This is a genomic window from Actinobacillus genomosp. 1, from assembly GCF_029774175.1.
Taxonomy (GTDB): Bacteria; Pseudomonadota; Gammaproteobacteria; order Enterobacterales; family Pasteurellaceae; genus Actinobacillus.
Genome location: NZ_CP103834.1, coordinates 1,366,808 through 1,386,571 on the forward strand (window position 1 = coordinate 1,366,808; position 19,764 = coordinate 1,386,571).

General features: G+C 41.6%; 24 protein-coding genes. 9 read left to right on the plus strand and 15 right to left on the minus strand.

The features are described 5' to 3' along the window. Positions 1-180: 180 nt before the first annotated feature. Positions 181-807, minus strand: a complete 627-nt coding sequence (locus tag NYR63_RS06210) for a glutathione S-transferase family protein (protein ID WP_279440497.1) — start codon at positions 805-807, stop codon at positions 181-183. 167 nt (positions 808-974) lie between these two features. Between NYR63_RS06210 and NYR63_RS06215 the strand changes: the two genes are divergently transcribed. After that, positions 975-1,388: an ester cyclase gene (locus NYR63_RS06215; protein ID WP_039197976.1), complete on the plus strand. Its 414-nt coding sequence runs from the start codon at positions 975-977 to the stop codon at positions 1,386-1,388. Positions 1,389-1,559: 171 nt separating this feature from the next. Here the strand turns inward: NYR63_RS06215 and NYR63_RS06220 are convergent, their stop codons facing one another. From NYR63_RS06220 to NYR63_RS06240, 5 genes are all read right to left on the minus strand, one after another. Then, positions 1,560-1,850 carry a DUF1330 domain-containing protein gene (locus tag NYR63_RS06220; protein WP_278226181.1) on the minus strand — a complete coding sequence of 97 codons (291 nt, stop codon included), beginning with the start codon at positions 1,848-1,850 and terminating at the stop codon, positions 1,560-1,562. Between the two features lie 11 nt (positions 1,851-1,861). Beyond that, entirely contained in the window at positions 1,862-2,293 is a 432-nt protein-coding gene (locus tag NYR63_RS06225; protein ID WP_279456757.1) for an organic hydroperoxide resistance protein, read from the minus strand. A 23-nt stretch (positions 2,294-2,316) separates the two neighbouring features. Further along, the gene (locus NYR63_RS06230) at positions 2,317-3,444 is read right to left on the minus strand and encodes an NADH-dependent flavin oxidoreductase (protein ID WP_279456758.1); all 1,128 of its coding nucleotides are present in this window, start codon (positions 3,442-3,444) and stop codon (positions 2,317-2,319) included. Positions 3,445-3,560: 116 nt separating this feature from the next. Beyond that, positions 3,561-3,959 (minus strand): hypothetical protein, encoded by a 399-nt coding sequence (locus NYR63_RS06235; RefSeq protein WP_279456759.1) that lies wholly within the window; start codon positions 3,957-3,959, stop codon positions 3,561-3,563. 43 nt (positions 3,960-4,002) lie between these two features. Continuing rightward, positions 4,003-4,656: an NAD(P)-dependent oxidoreductase gene (locus tag NYR63_RS06240; protein WP_278226189.1), complete on the minus strand. Its 654-nt coding sequence runs from the start codon at positions 4,654-4,656 to the stop codon at positions 4,003-4,005. Positions 4,657-4,791: 135 nt separating this feature from the next. Between NYR63_RS06240 and NYR63_RS06245 the strand changes: the two genes are divergently transcribed. After that, entirely contained in the window at positions 4,792-5,676 is an 885-nt protein-coding gene (locus NYR63_RS06245) for a LysR family transcriptional regulator (RefSeq protein WP_279456760.1), read from the plus strand. A 42-nt stretch (positions 5,677-5,718) separates the two neighbouring features. On the opposite strand, the gene NYR63_RS06250 is transcribed toward NYR63_RS06245, so the two are convergent. After that, positions 5,719-6,114, minus strand: coding sequence for a MerR family DNA-binding protein (locus NYR63_RS06250; protein WP_279445980.1), 396 nt, complete (start codon positions 6,112-6,114; stop codon positions 5,719-5,721). A gap of 76 nt (positions 6,115-6,190) precedes the next feature. Between NYR63_RS06250 and NYR63_RS06255 the strand changes: the two genes are divergently transcribed. Beyond that, on the plus strand, positions 6,191-6,799 hold the full coding sequence (locus NYR63_RS06255; RefSeq protein ID WP_279436857.1) for a cation diffusion facilitator family transporter: 609 nt from the start codon (positions 6,191-6,193) through the stop codon (positions 6,797-6,799). Positions 6,800-6,895: 96 nt separating this feature from the next. Here NYR63_RS06255 and NYR63_RS06260 read toward each other — a convergent pair whose 3' ends face one another. Then, positions 6,896-8,311: a glucose/sorbosone family PQQ-dependent dehydrogenase gene (locus NYR63_RS06260; RefSeq protein ID WP_279456761.1), complete on the minus strand. Its 1,416-nt coding sequence runs from the start codon at positions 8,309-8,311 to the stop codon at positions 6,896-6,898. Positions 8,312-8,509: 198 nt separating this feature from the next. Between NYR63_RS06260 and NYR63_RS06265 the strand changes: the two genes are divergently transcribed. Then, complete coding sequence (locus NYR63_RS06265; RefSeq protein ID WP_279458542.1) at positions 8,510-9,364, plus strand: AraC family transcriptional regulator; 855 nt, start codon at positions 8,510-8,512, stop codon at positions 9,362-9,364. A gap of 58 nt (positions 9,365-9,422) precedes the next feature. Here the strand turns inward: NYR63_RS06265 and NYR63_RS06270 are convergent, their stop codons facing one another. Next, positions 9,423-10,322 (minus strand): LysR family transcriptional regulator, encoded by a 900-nt coding sequence (locus NYR63_RS06270; RefSeq protein ID WP_279456762.1) that lies wholly within the window; start codon positions 10,320-10,322, stop codon positions 9,423-9,425. Positions 10,323-10,412: 90 nt separating this feature from the next. Here NYR63_RS06270 and NYR63_RS06275 point away from each other — a divergent pair, with 90 nt between their 5' ends. Both NYR63_RS06275 and NYR63_RS06280 read left to right on the plus strand, forming a co-directional pair. Continuing rightward, on the plus strand, positions 10,413-11,474 hold the full coding sequence (locus tag NYR63_RS06275; RefSeq protein ID WP_279456763.1) for an NADH:flavin oxidoreductase/NADH oxidase: 1,062 nt from the start codon (positions 10,413-10,415) through the stop codon (positions 11,472-11,474). 81 nt (positions 11,475-11,555) lie between these two features. Continuing rightward, positions 11,556-12,593, plus strand: coding sequence for an LLM class flavin-dependent oxidoreductase (locus tag NYR63_RS06280; protein ID WP_279456764.1), 1,038 nt, complete (start codon positions 11,556-11,558; stop codon positions 12,591-12,593). A gap of 55 nt (positions 12,594-12,648) precedes the next feature. On the opposite strand, the gene NYR63_RS06285 is transcribed toward NYR63_RS06280, so the two are convergent. Together NYR63_RS06285 and pptA are read right to left on the minus strand one after the other, a co-directional pair. Then, entirely contained in the window at positions 12,649-13,521 is an 873-nt protein-coding gene (locus NYR63_RS06285; RefSeq protein ID WP_279456765.1) for an alpha/beta fold hydrolase, read from the minus strand. A gap of 35 nt (positions 13,522-13,556) precedes the next feature. Further along, on the minus strand, positions 13,557-13,784 hold the full coding sequence (gene pptA / locus NYR63_RS06290; RefSeq protein WP_279456766.1) for a tautomerase PptA: 228 nt from the start codon (positions 13,782-13,784) through the stop codon (positions 13,557-13,559). Positions 13,785-13,908: 124 nt separating this feature from the next. On the opposite strand from pptA, the gene NYR63_RS06295 reads away from it, so the two are divergent. Continuing rightward, the gene (locus NYR63_RS06295) at positions 13,909-14,790 is read left to right on the plus strand and encodes a LysR family transcriptional regulator (protein ID WP_279456767.1); all 882 of its coding nucleotides are present in this window, start codon (positions 13,909-13,911) and stop codon (positions 14,788-14,790) included. A 77-nt stretch (positions 14,791-14,867) separates the two neighbouring features. Here NYR63_RS06295 and NYR63_RS06300 read toward each other — a convergent pair whose 3' ends face one another. Continuing rightward, positions 14,868-15,737 carry an NAD(P)-dependent oxidoreductase gene (locus tag NYR63_RS06300; RefSeq protein ID WP_279456768.1) on the minus strand — a complete coding sequence of 290 codons (870 nt, stop codon included), beginning with the start codon at positions 15,735-15,737 and terminating at the stop codon, positions 14,868-14,870. Positions 15,738-15,996: 259 nt separating this feature from the next. Between NYR63_RS06300 and NYR63_RS06305 the strand changes: the two genes are divergently transcribed. After that, positions 15,997-16,659, plus strand: coding sequence for an NAD(P)H-dependent oxidoreductase (locus NYR63_RS06305; protein WP_279456769.1), 663 nt, complete (start codon positions 15,997-15,999; stop codon positions 16,657-16,659). Positions 16,660-16,812: 153 nt separating this feature from the next. Further along, complete coding sequence (locus tag NYR63_RS06310; RefSeq protein WP_237610195.1) at positions 16,813-17,430, plus strand: MarC family protein; 618 nt, start codon at positions 16,813-16,815, stop codon at positions 17,428-17,430. 77 nt (positions 17,431-17,507) lie between these two features. On the opposite strand, the gene fghA is transcribed toward NYR63_RS06310, so the two are convergent. From fghA to NYR63_RS06325, 3 genes are all read right to left on the minus strand, one after another. Beyond that, positions 17,508-18,353 (minus strand): S-formylglutathione hydrolase, encoded by an 846-nt coding sequence (fghA, locus tag NYR63_RS06315; protein WP_279456770.1) that lies wholly within the window; start codon positions 18,351-18,353, stop codon positions 17,508-17,510. A 14-nt stretch (positions 18,354-18,367) separates the two neighbouring features. Then, positions 18,368-19,162, minus strand: coding sequence for a glutathione-dependent disulfide-bond oxidoreductase (gene yghU, locus NYR63_RS06320; protein ID WP_279456771.1), 795 nt, complete (start codon positions 19,160-19,162; stop codon positions 18,368-18,370). 175 nt (positions 19,163-19,337) lie between these two features. Beyond that, positions 19,338-19,757 (minus strand): type II toxin-antitoxin system VapC family toxin, encoded by a 420-nt coding sequence (locus tag NYR63_RS06325; protein WP_279456773.1) that lies wholly within the window; start codon positions 19,755-19,757, stop codon positions 19,338-19,340. Positions 19,758-19,764 lie beyond the last annotated feature (7 nt).

Consider the following 19,764-nt stretch of genomic DNA (forward strand, 5'->3'; position numbering starts at 1 on the left):
ATTTCACAGGAAATTTACAAAAAATTAGGGAAATTAAACCGCTTATAAAAACAAGTAAACAAAACCGTTCATTACTATCAAACACTTTTGTTCATTAGTAATGAACGGTTTTGTTTTCTCAACATACGTTCTAAATAAAAAACGGTCGTAAACTCCCAACAATTTACGACCGCTTGTGTTTTAGAATCGACTCAAATCTAATCCCCCTGCTGTTTTCTCATTCGCTTTGAGATAAGCAGGGTGGGTTTCGATTTGTTCTAGGTAACGGGTGATATTTGGGTAATCCGCTTTGTTCACATAGTTTAAGCCCCATTGTAGTGGGAAACTTAATGCAAAATCTGCGCCGGTGAGTTGTTCGCCTACGATCCAAGTTTTGCCTTCTAGCGATTGTTCTACATGATTGAAATATAAACCAACTTGCGCATTAGTGTATTGGGCGAAGTCGCCTAAATCACCTTTCTTCGAGACTAACGCCAGTAAGTTTGCGGAGAACATTGACGCTGAAATCGCTAGCCAGTAAACGTAATTGGAATAAGCGTCCGTTTTGTGTGCTTGGGTAAAACGGTTTTCCGTGTCGTAGCGGTCGAGCAAGTGTTGGATAATTGCATTGCCTTCCGCTAACACTAAATCGCCGTCTTGCAATACAGGAGCTTTGCCAAGCGGATGTTGTGCTTTCAGTTCTGCCGGTGCGAAGCCGGTGCCTTCTAAGCGGTCATAAATTTTTAGTTCGTAGTCCAAACCTAAGGCTTCAAGTAGCCATACAATACGGTGTGAACAAGATTGTTTTAGATAGTGTAACGTGATCATATTTTTTTCCTTAAGTAACAGGGAATGTAAAACTTCTATAACTTATAACCTGCTTTAATTTATAAGTTTTTCTTCAAAGTGTTTAAAGAAAATAGATTATTATAAATTTATCTTACATAAGATATAATTTCTCACAACTCAAAAGACACTATTTCATAGGAGAAATTATGAGTTTTCAAAAAGAGCAAATGCAACGTTTTCAAACTGCCATTAACACTGCTGATGAAGCATTAATGTGTGAGTTAGTAGCTGACGATGCCCCATTTTATACACCAATGTCTCCTGAACCAATGGTTGGCGGAAAAGGTTATCTGGCGATTGTTCATTTATTCCGCCAAAGCTTCCCTGATGTTCAATGGCAAGCCGAAGCAATGGTCGAAGAAGGCAATATCGTTGTGGTGCAATGGCTATGCACAGGCACTCACTTGGGCGATTTTATGGGTAAAGCCCCTACGGGGAATAAATTCGCAACACGCATAATGAATTTTTATTACTTCAATAAACAAGGCAAAATTATCAACGATGTAGCAGCAGAAGGCTTAATCAAAATCGTTGAGGCTGTCGGTTTGTTAGGTCGCTAATTTTTTTGTAAAGTTTGAGCGATATTCATAAATTGGCAAAATTTCACGAAAATTCGACCGCTTGTTTACTCGCCATATAGACAAAATACCGCCTGAAATATCAATCTCAGGCGGTATTACTTTCTTCCAATAGCGGTAAAACTTTGCAAAATCTAACCGCTTGTCAGCGAATTAAGCAATACCATTTAATAGTACCGCACGCCCTAGTGTTGCATTCAAACGCATTGATTTGATTTTTTCGTATTCAGGGCTGGTGTACCAAGCTCGGGCGGCCGCCATATCAGGAAAGCGTAACACTACGGAACCGTCAATTTCCGCACCCTCAAGGGCTTGACATTCACCGTTTGCCACCAAAATCTCGCCACCATACGGAGCCAGTGTCGGCACGCCTAGTTGTAAATACTCATCGTAAGCGGTTTGATCTTTCATTTCGTCACGAATAAAAACCACATAGGCTGCCATTGTTAATTTCCTTATAGATCAAAGATTTGCATCACATTCACGTGTAAACGCACGTCCACGTTGCCACGGGTTGCATTTGAGTATGGGCAAGTTGCGTGGGCTTTTTCGATTAAGGTTTTCGCCTCTTCTACGCTTAAGCCTTCCACGGTAATGGTGATGTCGATCTCAAAGCCGAATGCACCGTCTGGTTTTTGACCGATACCCACGCCAACAGTCGTTGAGTGTTTAGTCGGTTTAATGCCTAGTGTTGGAGCAACGTGAATAATTGCATTGTCAAAGCACGCTGCGTAGCCCATTGCGAAAAGCTGTTCAGGGTTAGCACCTTCTTTGCCACTTTCGTTTTGGAAACCAACTAAATCTAAACCGAGTGAACCGTCATCTACTCGTGTATGTCCGTCACGACCGCCTGTTGCTGTTGCTGATGTTTGGTAAAAAATTTTCATTGTGTATTCCTTCTAAATAAAGATTAAATATCTAATGGTTTCCAGTCTTGACCTTTCACAGGTGGCAACCACGCACCACCTTGTTGGCATAAGCCCCATAGAATGTCCGGCATTCCGTATTGGTCGGCACGAGTTGGATCAAGCTCGGTTGCGATTTCGCTATCACGGTTTTCTTTCAATAAAGTCGCAATGTTTGGATTGACCATTACCGCTTTACCTAAGCCGATAAATTCCGCCCAACCTGTTTGGAATGCCGCTCGGATTTGCTCACCTGAAAGTAAGCCTCCTACACCGATTAATGGCAATTTGCCGTTAATGCGTTCGTGAATAAGTTGCATACGAGTGAGGTTGGTCTCTGCACCACGACGTGCTTTTTTGTCAAATTCGTGCAATGAAACGTGTAAGTATTGCAATGGTTTTTCCACTAACGCATCAATTAAAGCGAAAGTATCTGCCATTGTTAAGCCATTTTCGCCCGGTTCTTCTGGCGAGAAACGGTAACCCACGATAAATTCAGGTTTTGCATATTTCTCTTTTAATGCAATAACTGAGTCCACAATCGCCAATGGGAAACGTAAGCGTTTTTCAAGGCTACCACCCCATTCATCTGTACGGCGGTTAAATTCGCCCGAGAAGAATTGTTGGATCAAATAGCCATTCGCGCCGTGAATTTCCACACCGTCAAAGCCTGCACGGATCGCTAATTCTGCCGCATTGGTATAGGCTTGAATTAACGCCACCACTTCGTCTGCAGTTGCTGCTTTTGCACCGCTTTCAGCGTGGTCTGAGGCACTAATCAGTGCTTGTCCGTCTGTTAAATTTGCTTGTGCATTCACGCCACCGTGATGAATTTGTAAAATTGCTTTGGTACCTTGCGCTTGCAACACTTTTGCCGTTTCACGCAAGCTGTCTAAGTGGCTATCGTCAAGGGCTTCAGGTTGTCCTACAAAGGTTTTACCATTTTTCGCCACTAACGTAGCCGCTGTGATAAACATCCCCATATCCACCGCACGGTTGCTAATAAAAGTACGTTCTTGCTCGCCTAATGTACCGTCTTTGTTTGAACCGAAGTGAGTCATTGGTGCAACCACCAAGCGGTTTTTAATTTCTACGCCATTGTTTAATGTATAAGTTTGAAAAAGTGAATTCATTATGTTCTCCTGTTAAGCATTATCCGTTAGAAGTGCGGTTATTTTAGGAGGGATTGAGTAGTGGGCGGTAGCTTATTTCTCTAAAACACTTGCCTAATTCTCCAAATGTTATGGCATTAGTGAAGACATTTACTATAAGCGATAGGGGCAATCTTTTTTTCAAATTCAGCAAGTTCCATTGGTTCTTGGCTTTTGACTAAGCGGATATGATTACCTCGCCGCCAAAGCCACATTGAACAATCTTCAAATTGAAATACCGTTAGGCAGAGATCGTACCAATCGTGGCGATATCTCAACAATTTCCCCCTATCGTAAAAATGCATCGCCAAATGTTGATACTGATTAACCGCTAAATTGTTTGTCGCAAAGCGAGTTTCTTCAACATAAAAAACGGTGTTGTCTAATTGGATGTTTTCCATCTTTTGTAGTTCACCTAAATGGAGTAAGCGGGGCGAATGGTTAAGCATTTTCCAAAAAATGCCTCCACATATTAGGCTAAAAATCAACAGTGCCATTATTTACTCCTATAACAAAAAAAGGGCGTCTCTGCCCTGTTTCTTAGTTCGCTACCGTAAATCTGCTAAATAAGTGGGCTTTTTGTTCCACGTCATCAGCGATTGCCACGGCTAAATCTGGTACTGAAATATCTGCTGGCGAGCCGTCACCGTTGAGCAATACATCATCTTTGCCTAGGCGATATTTGCCTGTTTTTTCAAACGAAAGCGGGTTTACCGCAAACATTGCCGCAGGCGATAAAAATGCCCAGTTAATATCACGGCGACCTTTTAATTCGGTAAGTAAATTACGCACCACATTTGCCGCTGGGAACACTTCAGGTGGGAAATTTGGTGTATCCACCAGCTGTAAATCAGGGGCGACATAAAGGCTACCTGCACCGCCAATCACCAATAAATACGGCACATTAGCCACTTTGGCTGCGTTCAAAATAGATGCTGAACCACGCTCGGTATCTTCGGCCAGATTTGGGTTTGTCCAACCGCCATTAAACGCACTCACCACCGCATCGAACCCTGCTAATTTTTCTGCAAAATCTTCTGCATTTACGTCCGCTTGCACGGCTTGAACGTTCTCTGCCTTAAACACCTTTTCAACATTGCGAGCAAAGCCCACCACCTCGTGTCCACGAGAAGCCAATTCTTGCACTGTTGCATTGCCCACTAAACCTGTTGCGCCAATTACTGCGATTTTCATAACGTTTTCCTTCTGTTAAATTAAAAAATAATGACGTTGCCGTTTTGATATTGCACAGTATAACGAAACAAAAAATTGAATAAATGGCATTTTTTGAATAACATTGTTTCTTAATGAGCAACAATGGAAGAAAAAATGGATAAACTTACTGCAATCAATGTTTTTCTATCGGTGGCTGAAACGGGCAGTTTTACCCAAACGGCTGAACGATTAAACATCTCTAAATCAATGATCAGCCGTTATATTGCCCTAATGGAAGACTGGCTCAACGCTCGTTTATTCCAACGCACCACACGCAAAGTGGTACTTACCGAGATTGGAGAGCAAGCGGTCGTTTTTTGCCGAAAAATTACCGAAAGTGCGGTGGAAATGGAACGAGAAATTTCCGCTCAAAAAGGCGAATTGCGAGGTGTGATTCGGGTGGCGAGTTCGGTTTCCTTCGGCAGTTTGCATTTAGCAAATAGCATTAACCGTTTTATCAAACAGCACCCTAAACTCAATGTGCAGTTACAACTAACGGATAATTTGGTTGATTTAATTAGCGAGCGTATCGATCTTGCCATTCGGATCACCCATAACCCTGCCCCCCATTTGATTGCTCGAAAACTGGCGGATTGCCATTCATTGCTAGTGGCAAGCCCCGCCTATCTTGCGGAATACGGCACGCCAACCACACCCAACGACTTGTCGCAACATCATCAGCTTTGCCATAGCAGTATGAAAATGTGGCACTTAACGCAAGGGGAACGCACCATCGAAATTGATTTGACAAGTAAATTTACCACCAATGACACCACTGCTTTGCTCAACAGTGTGCTTGCCGATAATGGCATTGCAATGCTACCGAAATATATGTTAAGCGACCTACTGGCAAGCGGTAAAATTCTCAACGTCTTGCCTGAATGGACACTTCCCAAATACAGCCTTTACGCTTTGTATCCAAGCCGAGAAAAATTACCGCTTGCGGTGCGACAAATCATTGATTTTTTAGTGGAAGAATTTGAACAGAAAGATTGGTAGGACATCAAAAAATGAATACGTGGGCATTTTAGCCCACGCAAGTTACCTATTTTTTAAGCCGTTTATGACCTTGCATTGTGAAATTTTATGGTTATTGCATCCTTGCAAGCCTTGTAGCTTTTGCTTGATTTGCTGTAATTGAGAGAGTTTTTCATCAATTTGCAAAATGTGGCTGGCGAGAAGCTCATCGACATTATGGCAATCTTGTTGCGGTTGCTGTTGTAAAGCCTGCATTTGTTTGATTTCTTCAAGCGAAAACCCTAATGCTCGGCAATTTCTGATGAAAATTAACTGTTCCATAATGGTTTGATTAAATTGGCGATAGCCGTTTTCTGCTCTTGGCGGGCAAATTAATGCGACTTTTTCGTAATGGCGAATCGTTTCAAGTGAAAGCCCCGTTTGTTTGCTCACTTCTTTTACCGTAAAAAAATCATTCATCTTAATTCCCTCTTGACCCTGTGCTAAGAACAGGCTTTACAGTATAGCTCTATTTTCAATTAGAGAGGATTTTTTTATGGCTTGCAATCATTGTGCTGTTGAGCAAACAATGCTTTCCAACACTTATCGGAAAATTTTATGGGTCGTATTTTCGATCAATGCAGTAATGTTTATAGTTGAAATTTTGGTCGGCTTGCGAGCAAATTCGGTGTCACTATTAGCGGATAGTTTGGATTTTTTAGGTGATAGTGCCAATTATCTGATTAGCCTTTTGGTTTTAGGTAAGTCTCTTTCCATAAGAGCAAAAGCCAGTCTTCTTAAAGGTATAACAATGGGATTGGTTGGCGTGTGGGTTTTCATTACAACCTTTTACCAATTTGCTGAAGGCTCACTTCCAAGTTATAACGATATGGGCGGAATGGGATTAGCGGCATTTATGGCAAATATGCTTGCCGCTTGGTTACTCTATCGCTTTCGTCAAGGCGACAGCAATATGATGAGCGTATGGCTATGCTCACGAAATGATGCGATTGGTAATTTAATCATTATCTTAGCCTCATTTTTTGTTTATCTTACTCACTCAAATCTACCTGATCTTATCGTTGCTATTGTGATGGTTTATCTCTCACTTTCAGCGAGTTATGCGATTATTCGCCAAGCACTTAAAGAGTTAAAACATCAATAGCTTTGCCACAGGCGGTCAAAATCTGCAAATTTTTTGCGAATTTCGATCGCTTGTGTTTTGTAGGGTAGGCACTATTGCCCACCTTTTCTAGCATTGTTATTTCGCTTCAAAAACGAGAATTGCCCCTTTGTTTTCGACTTCATTCACGGGTTGTAGCTGTTTGCCCATAATGTAGCCTGCACTATCGGTAGCAACATAGATTTTCGAGCTATCAGGCGACACCAGTACCATTCGGTAGCGGTTGCTGGTGCGGAAGTGGGTTAGCACTTCGCCTTGAACCTGTTTGGCATCGCCACTTAACGGTAATTGGTAGAGAATACCTGTTTTTACCCCTGTGATAAGCAAGGAATTTTGCAAATGCTTGATTTTGCCGTCTTTCGGATAATAAGCGATACTGGTAGTCGCTACCGTTGGCCAGCAAATATAGTCGCCATTGCATTTTGGATCATTGAAATTGTAGCTGTTCGGCACAGTATAGAACGTTTTTAATGGCTCTTTGAAGTTGTCTAATTTCACGTCCGTTTCTTTTTGGAATTGTGCTTTCACGCCCTCTGGCACGGTCACTTCATCGTACATCGGGGCTTGGGTACAGTTGTTCACTTGAGAGTAATTCACATAACTATAAGCCTGATTGTCTTGGTAGCCAGCAATGTGCGGCCAGCCGTAATTGCCCCCTTTTTCGATGAGATTGACTTCATCGTCCACGCCCGGACCTTGATCCACGTTGAACAGTTGATCTCCTACCCAAACTAAGCCTTGCGGATTACGGAAACCATACGCCCAAACGTGGCTTTTCACACCATTGATCGTTGGGTTATCGTCAGGGATTGAACCGTCTAAATTCAAACGAAGAATTTTTCCACGATAATGGCTGAAGTTGCCTTGCTTGATTTCCTCAGCGGTTGGTAATTTCTGAGCGAGGTTTTCCTTACAGCTATTACCGTATTGGTTGAAACCGTTATCGCCAAAGGTTGCCAATAATTTGCCCGCTTGGTCGAACATCAAACGCCCGCCATTGTGGTCATCACCGCCTGTTAAATTATCTAGCACCACCGTTTCGTTACCGAGTGTTCCCGCTTTGGCATCATAGCTTAAACGCACGATACGCCCAGCGGTTGATTTACCGTCCGTTGGATTTTTGGCATAAGTGTAGTAGGCGTAAACATAGTTCTCGCCTTTGCCTTTCAAGAAGTTGGGGTGGAACGCCATTCCCAATACACCCTGATGAACGGGTTGAGCGAAGGCTTTGTCAAAGGTGTAAAGCACTTTTTTCTCGCCCGTTTTGGGATCAATGGTCGCAATGTTCTTGCCTTGACGCTCGGTGATCCAAATTTTGTCGTCAGCCCCCCAAACCATATCCCAAACGCCGTCTAAGCCGTCCATCAATACCGAACTTTTGATTTCTTGTTCAAGGTTCGCCACCACAGGATTTGCCACGGCTTTCGTTTCAGCGTAAGCTGTTGTGCCAACTGCGACAGTTGCGATCATCATCGCCAGTAATGTTTTTTTCATCATTGCTCCAAAAGTTGGATAAAATTTCGCCATTCTAAGCACAAGCGGTCAAATTCGCAAAATGATTTACAAATTTGACCGCTTGCAATCCCATTTTCGTACCGCTCCAAATATTCATTGAACGAGCGGTTATTTTTGTGGAAATTTCACGATTGTCGGTATATCATTTCGGTAAAAATTTTGCCTAATTCTCCAAAAATGCAAATTATTGATAAATTATTACCGCTTGTGCCGAAAAACCAAATTTGGCAAACGCCGATTGACGGGTTTGTGATTCAGCACGCCGATCGTCCTACACCGGTGGCAAACACAATTCTTGAACCTCGCATTTGTATTGTGTTGCAAGGCGAGAGAAAAATTTGTGTCGGTGATCAATGCACATTATTTAGTAACAAATATTTTATGTTCTGTCCGGTAAACGTGCCGTTGTCGGTAGAAGTAGTGGAAGCAAGCCCTGAAAAGCCCTATCTGATGATGACGATGAAAATCGATCTAAAAATGGTGACAAGTATAGTGCCACACATTCCAAAAAGTGTTGCAAAAAATCAGACGAAATCAACCGCTTTTTTGAAATGGCAATTAGAAGAAAATTTGCTGACTCAGTTTGAACACTTGATTGACTTGCTCAAAACGCCGGAAGATATAGATTTTCTTGCGCCGCTTATTCAACAACAAATTTATTACGTCCTGTTAAAAAGTGATCAAGGGCAGAAATTACGAGAATTGGTACAAATAGGCAGCCACACAAATCGAATCGCTCAAACTGCATTGTGGATCGAGCAACATTTGTCTGAACCGTTACGGGTAGATGATTTAGCGAAACAGGCGGGAATGTCGGTTTCAGGTTTTCATTTACATTTTAAAAAAATGACCAATATGTCGCCGTTACAATATCAAAAATCGCATCGTCTACTGACCGCACAAAAGCTTATTCAAACCAAGCAAAGCAATATCGCCAATATTGCTTTCCAAGTCGGCTACGAAAGCCCAAGTCAGTTTAGCCGAGAATATAAAAGACATTTTGGGGTAAGCCCGAAAGGGGATGCGAGCTAGTATATTAGTGATAACAAGCGGTCTAATTTCCCTCATTTTTTGTAAATACGTTCGTCAATTATTGTTTCGTCAGGCTCTCCACCAACAAATTTCTGAGCCATTGATAAGCTGGGTCTTGGTGGGTGCGTTCGTGCCATGCCATTTGGATTGCAAAGCCCTGTACTTCGAGCGGAAGCTCTTTGCAAATCAATCCGCTAAAGTTATGAGATAAGCGTGATGGCATCAATGCCACTACGTCTGTGCTACGTAAGATATTCGGTAGCAATGAGAAGTGATTGACTGATACTGACACACGACGAGTTTTACCGAGTTTCGCCAATGCCTCATCACAAACACCGTAAAATTGTCCACCGTCATAGGACATCATTGCAAAATCCAATTCACAAAAGTTGTCTAAATTTAACGGTTGGTTTGCCATTGGGTGATCTGCTCGCATCACACAAACATAATGTTCTGTCAGCAACGGTTTGCTGTGTAAATCCGCCGGAATATGTTGGGTGGAAACCAAGGCAATATCAATTCTCGCCTGTTCAAATTGGGCTAACAAATCCACGTCTTGTGCCGGTAAAAAAGCGACCCTAATTTTGGGTGCAAGTTGTTTTAAATGGGCTAAGAAAGGCGTACCGATCGCTTCCAAACCATAATCAGTGGAGGCAATCTTAATCGTCATTTCTGCTGTTTGTGGATCAAATTCTACTGGTCGTAACATTCGATTCACTTCCGCCAAAATGGTTTTAACTGAAGGCATTAATGCCAAGGCTCTGGCGGTCGGCTCAATCCCGTGTTGCACACGTACAAACAAAGGGTCTCCAAAGCTGTCACGCAGGCGGTTTAACATCGCACTCATTGCCGGTTGAGTCACGGATAAACGTTGTGCCGCTTTGGTTACGTTGCGTTCTTGTAAAAGTGCATCAAATGCTTTTAATAAATTTAAATCCACCGTTCTAATATCACGCATATTTATAACTTCCATAAACAAATATGATTAGTTTTTATATTATAACAAGCGGTAAAATTTATACAATTTTTTGCAAGTAAGGATTTAGACATGGCGAAATTTAGATATTTACAAACACCTTTCAAGCTCAAAAATCTTGAACTTAAAAACCGTATCGTGATGCCACCTATGTGCCAATATTCGGCAACAGACGGTGTGCCGAACGACTGGCATTTTGTGCATTACACCGCGCGTGCGATTGGTGGTGTCGGTTTAATCATTGTAGAAATGACCAACGTTGCACCAAACGGTCGTATCACTCCAAGTTGCTTAGGTTTATGGAATGACGAACAACGTGATGCGTTTAAACCGCTTGTCGATTCCGTACATAAATACGGCAGTAAAATTGCGGTGCAAATTGGTCACGCCGGTCGTAAAGCGCAAGATTGCGATGATGTGGTTGCACCTTCGGCAATTCACTACGGTGAATTAGATTATACAGGTCAGAATTTAAAAACTCCTCGTGAATTAAGCAAAGCGGAAATTCAGGAAGTGATTCAATCTTACCAAGATGCGGTAAAACGTGCGGTGGAAGCCGGTTTTGATGCGATTGAAATTCACGGCGCACACGGCTATCTAATTCACCAATTCTCATCGCCGAAATCAAACCAACGTACTGATGAATACGGTCAAGATCGTTTCTTATTTGGTGAGCAAGTAATTAAAGCCGCTAAAGCGGTCATGCCGGCAGATATGCCGTTGATCGTGCGTATTTCGGCACAAGAATTCGGTGCGGACGGTTTTGATGCGGATTACGGTGTGGAAATGGCAAAACGTTTTGCGGCAGCCGGCGCAGATTGTATGCACGTAAGTGCCGGCGGTGACGGTGTGTTAGCGGAAGGCAAACATCCGCCATTTAATGCAGGTTATCAAGTGTATCTAGCTCGTGCGGTAAAACAAGCGACCGGTTTACCTACTATTGCTGTCGGTATGTTGGACGATGCGAATGTGGTTGATCATGTGCTAGCCATTGGCGATACGGATTTAGTGGGCGTTGGCCGTGCATTATTACGTGACCCACAATGGTTATTGAATGTACAATACGCACAAAATGCGTCAAATAACAGCGGTATTGAATTTGTGCCGGCACAATATCAACGTGGTTATTTCTAATTAACGTCTATACAAGCGGTGTAAAAAGAAGCATTTTTTACACCGCTTTATCTTATTTATCACACTCAGATTTATCACATTATGCAACTTTCTATTTTAAATCTCGTCCCGGTGCGTGAAGGGCAAAACTACGCACAAGCAATGCAATCTATGGTAAAACTGGCAAAACTGGCGGAAGAACTGGATTTGGCTCGCTATTGGATTGCCGAACACCATAATATGAAAAACCTAGCCAGCTCGGCAACCACCCTGCTGATTCAACACGCGTTAGCCAATACTAACAAAATTGCGGTTGGCTCAGGCGGTGTGATGTTACCGAACCACAGTCCTTATATTGTAGCGGAACAATACGGTACACTTGCAACCCTTTATCCGAATCGTGTTCAGCTTGGCTTAGGCAGAGCGCCCGGCACCGATATGCGTACCGCTAACGCATTACGCCGAGGAGCAAAACACCTCGAATTTCCGGATGAAATTGCCGAACTGCGTGGTTATTTCCAAAATACTAATCCGGTTTCCGCTTACCCTGCCGCCGGTTTAGATATCCCGTTCTATATTTTAGGCTCCAGCACCGAAAGTGCTTATTTAGCCGCAGAACTGGGTTTACCTTATGCGTTTGCCGCCCATTTCGCTCCACGTATGATGATGGAAGCGGTCGAAATTTATCGCCGTTATTTCAAGCCGTCCAAATATTTAGCGAAACCTTATGTAATTATGGGCGTGAATGCGATTGTGGCGGATAGCGATGCGGAAGCACAAAGTCTGGTGACCACCCAAACCCAATTCTTTATTAATGTCGTGACCAACGCACAACAGAATTTACAACCGCCAATGGCAAATGATGCGGAAGTGTGGCAAAACTTTAATCGTACGGAAAACGAGCTGCACTTCGGACCGGTCGATTTACGTGAAATGCAGATTTACCACCAAGAAAAAGCGGTGGTAGAACAAATGACCGCTTGTACGCTAGTCGGCTCACCGGCAACAGTTAAAGCTCAATTAACCCAATTAACTAAACAAGTGGAAATTGATGAAATTATGGCGGTGACTTATATCTACGATGAACAAAAACAGGCGAAATCTTACCGCTTGTTGAAAGAAATTGTGAATAGTCTTTAACCAATCTAAATTTTAGAGGTAAATCTATATGTGATTTACCTCTAATTATTTATGCTTATTTTTGCTGTAGAAATGGCTCGACTACCGCCCATACAGCGGGGAAATTAGTCATAAAAACTTGATGCGGTGCATTAGGAATAATTGCCAAATCTGCATTAGGCAAATATTTATAGGCTTGAATCACGGTATCTAACGGAGCATTTTTATCATCTTCACCGGCTAAAACTAACGTTTTATTTTTAACCCGTTCAAAAAGCGGTTTACCAATTTCAACTTGATTATAGTAAGCGGTCTGATTTTTATACCAATTTGCTAAATCGCGATTGGGACGAAGATGCTGCTGTAGCTCCCAATATGCTTTATCTAAATTAACTAAATTCTCCAACGGAAGATCAAAAGAACGCCACGCTTTTTTCCATTCACCCGCACCGATAGCCACTAATTTTTTTATCTGTAACGGATATTCTGCGGCAAAGACATAACCTGTGTAAGCACCGTCACTAAAACCAAGAATATCAATCGGTTGAGTAATCTTTTCTTGTGCCAATACCGCTTTTACGTCTTTAGCTTTCTGTGCATAATCAAGCGGTTCTGTACCAACTTCCGATTTTCCATGACCTCGAGTCGAAATGGCAATAACCAGATAATCATTTTTTAAATGATCAATAAACTCCCCCATTTCCGTTATCGAACCGACTAAACCACCATGTAAAATAACGATCGGATCTCCTTTTCCGTAAGTTTCATAATAGATTTTAGCCGAACCGGATTGAACCCTCTTACCTGCCTGCGGATAATTGCCATAAGCGGTTTGGCTTATATAACTTGATTCCGTTTGTCCAAAATAACGAGGAATTTCACTTGTATTAGCTGAACAAATAGAAACCCAACGCCCTGATAATAAAAGAAAAAATTTTCCTCGTTTCATTTTTCACTCCATATTTTTGAATTTAAATTTTAGCTCTAGAGTTTATAACCCGGTTTTTTCGCAAGTGTCGCTAAATTAGGTTCAATTTCGTTATGATAAACCTCTCCCCAATTTTCCGGATCAATCTCGGTATATTGAATAGAAATAACTTCATCCGTTGCTTTTAAATGTTTCTGTATTACGGCATTTAATTCATCAATGAAATTCGTAAACTCTACTTCGTTTAGATGTTTCGGATAACATTTAATATTGATATGTGGCATAAGCTATACTCCCAAAATGTTTAATGAAGATAGAAAGAGTGTAACGCTATTAATACAACTTGATAATCCACATATTCCTTAATAAACTTTCAAGAAAAACTTAACAATAAATAGGAAAAGATAGATGGACATGCTAAAAGCAATGTTAATTTTTAACCTTGTCTTAGAAAAAGGCAGTATGTCTGCCGCAGCTAAAGAATTAGGCATAACCAGTTCCGCTGTCAGCCAACATATTCAATTATTAGAACGGCATCACCGCATTAAATTACTTAATAGAACGACTCGTAAGATCAGCCCAACAGCAGCAGGCAAACTTTTATGGCAGGGAGCAAAGAAAATCAGCCAAACGCTGGCAGAAACACAGGAAGCATTAGCTGATTTACAAACCGAACTTACCGGTCCAGTTACGATCAGTTTACCGACAGGCTTTATTGATAGCCAAGCGGTTAAGCGATTTCTTACCAAAGTAAAATTACAACATCCTAAAATTCAGCTTGAACTGATTCCGGATGATCATATTGCCGATTTAATGAACGAACAAATTGATATTGCTATTCGAGCGGCAGAACCTGCTCCTAACAGCAGTTTAGTCGCCCGTTATTTGACTAAATGGCGATTGTGTATTTGTGCTAGCCCGACTTATTTAGCTGAAAAAGAAATTAATAATGCGACGGATCTACTATCCTTAGATTGGATAAAATATAATGAAACCGTATTTCGTAATACTTTATCATCACTGGGTTTAGAAGGAGTTTCGCCGAAAAATTCGTTTATATGTTCAAGTATTACCGCATCTAAAAGTCTTGCTATTTCAGGATTTGGACTCACCATTCAACTTTCCGGTGAAATCGAACAATCACTTGCAAGAAAAGAACTTGTCATCGTGTTACCAGAAATTGAATTACCTTACTACAATCTCTATGCCGTCACAGCGCATCGCACTCAATCGGCAAAAATACAAGCAATCTTACAGTTATTAAAACAGAGCTTTGAAATAAATTCCTAACAAGAGTAAAGGACAATAAAATGATAAGCGGTCGTAAATTTTTAACTATTTACGACCGCTTATTTATACAAATTTAATTATTTTTTCGCTAATTGTAAGTAAATACCTGAAACGTCTTGGCTTCCTAAATCCGCTTTTACCGCTTCACGATATTGTGCCGCAACCGTTTCAACCGCTGGTAGCGTTAAGCCTGCTTTTTCTAATTCTCCACAAGCGAGATTGAGATCTTTACTTGCATGTTTCAGCATAAATGCCGCAGGGAATGATTTTTCTAACAATAACAGTTTTTTGGTTTGGAACATCGGTGAGTTCATCGCTGATCCGCCAATCGCTTCGGCAAGATCATTTAAGTTAATGCCGAATTGTTCGCCCATTAACATTGCTTCTGCATAGGCTTCGCCGAATACGCCTAATAATGAATTAAGCACTAATTTTGCACCGGAGCCTTTACCCACATCACCGAAATGGAAAGTACGCTGACCAAGTACGTCAAATACCGGTTGTAACGGTTTTAATACCGCTTCTTGTCCGCCGAATAGGATTAATAAAGTACCGTTTGTCGCCGGCACCACCGAACCTGAAACCGGTGCTTCGGCAAATAAGCCGCCGTGTTCTTCCACCAATACTTTTAGTTTTAAATTTTCGGTTGGGGAAACCGTACTCATATTAACGATAACCTTACCCTGCAGTTTTGCACAAACGTCCGGATTTAAAATATCTACTGCCGCCGCATAGTCCGAAACCATCAAAATAACCGCTTGGTTTTCTGCAACTAATTGTTCTACCGAACCGGCAACTTTTGCACCTTTTTCTGCAAATTCCGCACTTTTCGCCGCATTTCGGTTATAAACGCTGACATTAATATTATTCGCCAGTAAACGATTAACCATCGGTACGCCCATTTGACCTAAGCCGATCCAACCAATTTGTGTAAATGTTGCCGTCATATTATTTTCCTTCTGCTGTGGGACAAATTTAATTGATTGTAGCTTATTTTTTAACATTGTAAACGCCTAAAAATAGGCTTTCTAACATAAACTTAAATTATATTCCCTATAATAAAATGTGATTGGATTTTATATCTTGGAATCGCTTAAACTTTAAAAATTATATTTTATTCGGAAAGCAACTATGAAATCGTGTTTAGTTCTTGCATCTTTATTCGTTGCACTAACTAATCAACTCTATAAATAAAAAGGAAAAATAATGTTTAATATTGAAAAAGAAAATGTGTTAGCAGCATTTAAATATCGCCGAGCAACACGTAATTACGATGCTACTAAAAAAATCAGCGATGAAGATTTCGCTTATATTTTAGAATTAGCTCGTCTTTCACCAAGTTCGGTCGGTTCTGAGCCGTGGAAATTTGTGGTAATTCAAAACCAAGAATTACGTAACAAATTAAAACCGGTTGCATGGGGTATGGCGGCACAAATGGACGCCGCAAGCCATTTAGTGGTTTTACTTGCTAAGAAAAATGCAAGCCACGATAGCGAATACTTCAAAAAAGCCCTTGAACAACGTGGTTTAACGGCTGAGGAAATGGAAAAAACTTTAGCGTTATACAAACAATTCCACGTTGAAGATATTAAAATTGCCGGCAATGAACGTGCATTATTTGACTGGTGCTCAAAACAAACTTATATCGCATTAGGTAATATGATGAGCGGTGCGGCAATGATTGGTATCGACAGCTGCCCTATCGAAGGTTTCAACTACGATGCGGTTAATCAAATTCTTGCCGAAGCCGGCGCATTCGACCCGAATGAATACGGCGTTTCTGTAATGGCAACTTTCGGCTATCGTGCTGGTGATATCACACCGAAATCACGTAAACCGATTGAAGAAATCGTAAGCTGGATTAAATAATCCACACATAACGAAAACGGTATGAGATCCCTGATTTCATACCGTTTTTACTTATTTATTTCCTAACTCGAAAACCCTGCCTTTCCAGCCTTGACGAAATCGAAAATTCTGTTACTTTACCAAATAACTAAGTGATTTATTTGGAGTTTTACTGTGTTTGATTCATTAATTGTACAGTTTGTCGTGTTATGGGCGGTAATCGATCCGATCGGTTCGATTCCGGTCTATTTAGCCAAAACAAACCATCTTTCCGCAGCAGAACGTCATAAAGTCGCTTTAAAAGCGGTCGGAATTGCGACGATTATCTTGCTATTCTTCTTGGTTGCCGTGCAATCCCTATTCGAAATGATGCAGATTCCGCTTTCCGCTTTCCAAATTGCCGGCGGTTTAGTCTTATTAATCTTTGCTTTAACGATGATTTTCGGTGAAGGTAAACCGGAAAACGAAATCAAAATGCAAACCAGCTTAAGTGAATTGGCGGTTTATCCGCTTGCCGTTCCTTCTATCGCCTCTCCCGGTGCAATGATGGCAATCGTGCTATTAACCGATAACCATCGCTTTAGTTTAACGGATCAATTCATTACTACGCTCATTATGTTAGCGGTATTGCTGATTACTTATTTCTTACTTTTAGCCGCAAGTAAAATTCAAAATGTTATCGGCAGTGTCGGGGCTTCGGTTATCAGCCGAGTGATGGGATTAATTCTTGCCGCCGTTGCAGTAAATAATTTACTGGTAGGGATTCAGCAATTCTTCGGTTTAGCGAGCTAATCCGATTAACATAACCAAATAAAAAGCGGTCATAATTTGCAAAAAAATTGCATTTTACGACCGCTTGTCTTTTTATATTATGCTTCTGCTAACGCTTTTGCATGAAATGCGATATGTTTTTCGATAAAACTCGCGATAAAGAAATAGCTGTGATCATAGCCTTCATGCAAATTGAGTGTGACATCAAAGCCTAGCTTTTGTGCTTTTTCGGCAAATATTTCCGGCTGTAATTGGGTTGGATAGAAGCTATCGGCAAGCCCTTGCTCAATCAAAATAGGGCGAGCAGGCGATACCTTATCTAATAACGCAAAGCTGTCATATTCAGCCCAAGCGGTCTGATCTGTGCCTAAATAAGCGGTGAAGGCTTTTTGTCCCCACGGTACTTGGCTTGGAGTAACGATCGGCGAGAAAGCCGAGATCGCACAGTAACGTTCCGGATTCTTTAAACCGATTTGGATCGCACCGTGTCCGCCCATACTGTGCCCGGAAGTCGAACGTTTATCGCTGACCGGAAAGTTTGCTTCAATAAGCGCCGGCAGTTCTTGCACAATATAATCGTACATTTTGAAATGTTCTGCCCACGGCTGTTGGGTCGCATTCAGGTAAAAACCGGCACCTTGGCCTAAGTCATAACTTTCATCATTTGCCACTTTTTCACCGCGTGGTGAGGTATCCGGCATCACAATCGCAATACCGTGTTGTGCGGCAAATTGTTGTGCGCCGGCTTTGGTCGCAAAGTTTTCATCGGTACAAGTCAGCCCTGAAAGCCAATAAAGCACCGGTACTTTTTTCCCTTGTTCCGCTTGCGGCGGCAAGTAGATGGCAAAAGTCATTTCACAGTGGGTGCTGTTTGAATAATGCGTATAACGTTCGTGATAGCCGCCAAACATTTTATAGCGGGCAATTTGAGTAAGTGCGGTCATTTTTCTCCCTTTTTTTACGATTTAATCGGACGATATTCTTTTACTAAGGCACGAATCACAGCCGGACGGTTAGCAATCTGTTCCGCCCAACGCATCAGGTGCGGATATTCGTGTACCGCTAAAAATTCAGCAGCTTCATACACACGATTTAACACGATTTGTCCATACCAGCCCCAAATTGCAATATCGGCAATGCTGTAATGTTCACCGCAAATATAGTTTTTGTTCGCAAGCTGTTTATTTAACAAGTCTAACTGGCGTTTAGTTTCAAGGGTAAAACGGTTAATCGGATACTCTTGCTTGGTTGGTGCATATTTGTAGAAATGCCCGAAACCGCCGCCCACGTAAGGCGCACTTGCCATTTGCCAAAACAACCAAGACAAACATTCGGTACGTTCGCTGAAATCGGTCGGTAAGAACGCGTTAAATTTTTCTGCTAAATAAAGCAAAATCGCACCGCTTTCAAATACCGGTTGCGGTTTTTCACGGCTGTAATCGAGTAACGCCGGAATTTTTGAATTCGGATTAATGTTTACAAAATCCGAACCGAATTGATCGCCCTGTCTAATATCGATCAGAAACAGATCATAAGCGGCTTTTTTGATGCCAAGTTCTAATAATTCCTCAAGCATAACGGTAACTTTTACGCCGTTTGGTGTACCCATCGAATACAACTGTAAATCGTGTTCGCCTTTCGGTAAATGCTGTTCAAATAACGCACCTGAAGTCGGGCGATTGATATTGGCAAACTGTCCGCCGTTTGGTGCTTCCCATTGCCATACTTTTGGCGGTTGATATTCTGTTGTCATTGCTTTTCTCCATTGAATTTGCAAACAATTCCGTAAATTTTACCGCTTGTTAAGTTATAAAGGCTAATCACTTTTTCTGATATTTAATATAAAACGGGTTGATGTCTGGTTGTATAGGACGGAGATAAAAATAGGCAGAGTTTCATTCTGCCTATTTTGTTGGTGGAAAATGTGGCTACTCTTGGAACGGATTAAACACTCGCACGCCGGTTTTCGCAAAATCCGCCACATTGCGAGTGACTAAAATCAGATTATGTTGAATCGCAGTTGCTGCAATCCACGCATCATTTTCAGGAGCATGATCGGGAATATGTAATTTGGCACAAATGCGGGCAGTTTCTTCATCAATAGTAAGGACTTTACCTGCAAACGTCGGTTTAACTAGCTCATCAAACCAACGACGTAATACTTTACCTTTGGCAATATCTTTACGTTCTATTGATAAAATCCCTCGCTCAATTTCCATCATTACAATCGCATTGGTTTTTATCAATTCTGATGATGTACTCTCGACCCATTCCGCTACGCCTGCATTGCATTTACCTTGCTTCATCTTGCGAATTTCACTGATTAAATGAGTATCAAGTAAATACATTTTCCCC

Bases quoted from the DNA above. Each gene is read 5' to 3' on its own strand.
- NYR63_RS06210 (WP_279440497.1), bottom strand. From the start codon at position 807: ATGATCACGTTACACTATCTAAAACAATCTTGTTCACACCGTATTGTA.
- NYR63_RS06215 (WP_039197976.1), top strand. From the start codon at position 975: ATGAGTTTTCAAAAAGAGCAAATGCAACGTTTTCAAACTGCCATTAAC.
- NYR63_RS06220 (WP_278226181.1), bottom strand. From the start codon at position 1,850: ATGGCAGCCTATGTGGTTTTTATTCGTGACGAAATGAAAGATCAAACC.
- NYR63_RS06225 (WP_279456757.1), bottom strand. From the start codon at position 2,293: ATGAAAATTTTTTACCAAACATCAGCAACAGCAACAGGCGGTCGTGAC.
- NYR63_RS06230 (WP_279456758.1), bottom strand. From the start codon at position 3,444: ATGAATTCACTTTTTCAAACTTATACATTAAACAATGGCGTAGAAATT.
- NYR63_RS06235 (WP_279456759.1), bottom strand. From the start codon at position 3,959: ATGGCACTGTTGATTTTTAGCCTAATATGTGGAGGCATTTTTTGGAAA.
- NYR63_RS06240 (WP_278226189.1), bottom strand. From the start codon at position 4,656: ATGAAAATCGCAGTAATTGGCGCAACAGGTTTAGTGGGCAATGCAACA.
- NYR63_RS06245 (WP_279456760.1), top strand. From the start codon at position 4,792: ATGGATAAACTTACTGCAATCAATGTTTTTCTATCGGTGGCTGAAACG.
- NYR63_RS06250 (WP_279445980.1), bottom strand. From the start codon at position 6,114: ATGAATGATTTTTTTACGGTAAAAGAAGTGAGCAAACAAACGGGGCTT.
- NYR63_RS06255 (WP_279436857.1), top strand. From the start codon at position 6,191: ATGGCTTGCAATCATTGTGCTGTTGAGCAAACAATGCTTTCCAACACT.
- NYR63_RS06260 (WP_279456761.1), bottom strand. From the start codon at position 8,311: ATGAAAAAAACATTACTGGCGATGATGATCGCAACTGTCGCAGTTGGC.
- NYR63_RS06265 (WP_279458542.1), top strand. From the start codon at position 8,510: ATGCAAATTATTGATAAATTATTACCGCTTGTGCCGAAAAACCAAATT.
- NYR63_RS06270 (WP_279456762.1), bottom strand. From the start codon at position 10,322: ATGCGTGATATTAGAACGGTGGATTTAAATTTATTAAAAGCATTTGAT.
- NYR63_RS06275 (WP_279456763.1), top strand. From the start codon at position 10,413: ATGGCGAAATTTAGATATTTACAAACACCTTTCAAGCTCAAAAATCTT.
- NYR63_RS06280 (WP_279456764.1), top strand. From the start codon at position 11,556: ATGCAACTTTCTATTTTAAATCTCGTCCCGGTGCGTGAAGGGCAAAAC.
- NYR63_RS06285 (WP_279456765.1), bottom strand. From the start codon at position 13,521: ATGAAACGAGGAAAATTTTTTCTTTTATTATCAGGGCGTTGGGTTTCT.
- pptA (WP_279456766.1), bottom strand. From the start codon at position 13,784: ATGCCACATATCAATATTAAATGTTATCCGAAACATCTAAACGAAGTA.
- NYR63_RS06295 (WP_279456767.1), top strand. From the start codon at position 13,909: ATGGACATGCTAAAAGCAATGTTAATTTTTAACCTTGTCTTAGAAAAA.
- NYR63_RS06300 (WP_279456768.1), bottom strand. From the start codon at position 15,737: ATGACGGCAACATTTACACAAATTGGTTGGATCGGCTTAGGTCAAATG.
- NYR63_RS06305 (WP_279456769.1), top strand. From the start codon at position 15,997: ATGTTTAATATTGAAAAAGAAAATGTGTTAGCAGCATTTAAATATCGC.
- fghA (WP_279456770.1), bottom strand. From the start codon at position 18,353: ATGACCGCACTTACTCAAATTGCCCGCTATAAAATGTTTGGCGGCTAT.
- yghU (WP_279456771.1), bottom strand. From the start codon at position 19,162: ATGACAACAGAATATCAACCGCCAAAAGTATGGCAATGGGAAGCACCA.
- NYR63_RS06325 (WP_279456773.1), bottom strand. From the start codon at position 19,757: ATGTATTTACTTGATACTCATTTAATCAGTGAAATTCGCAAGATGAAG.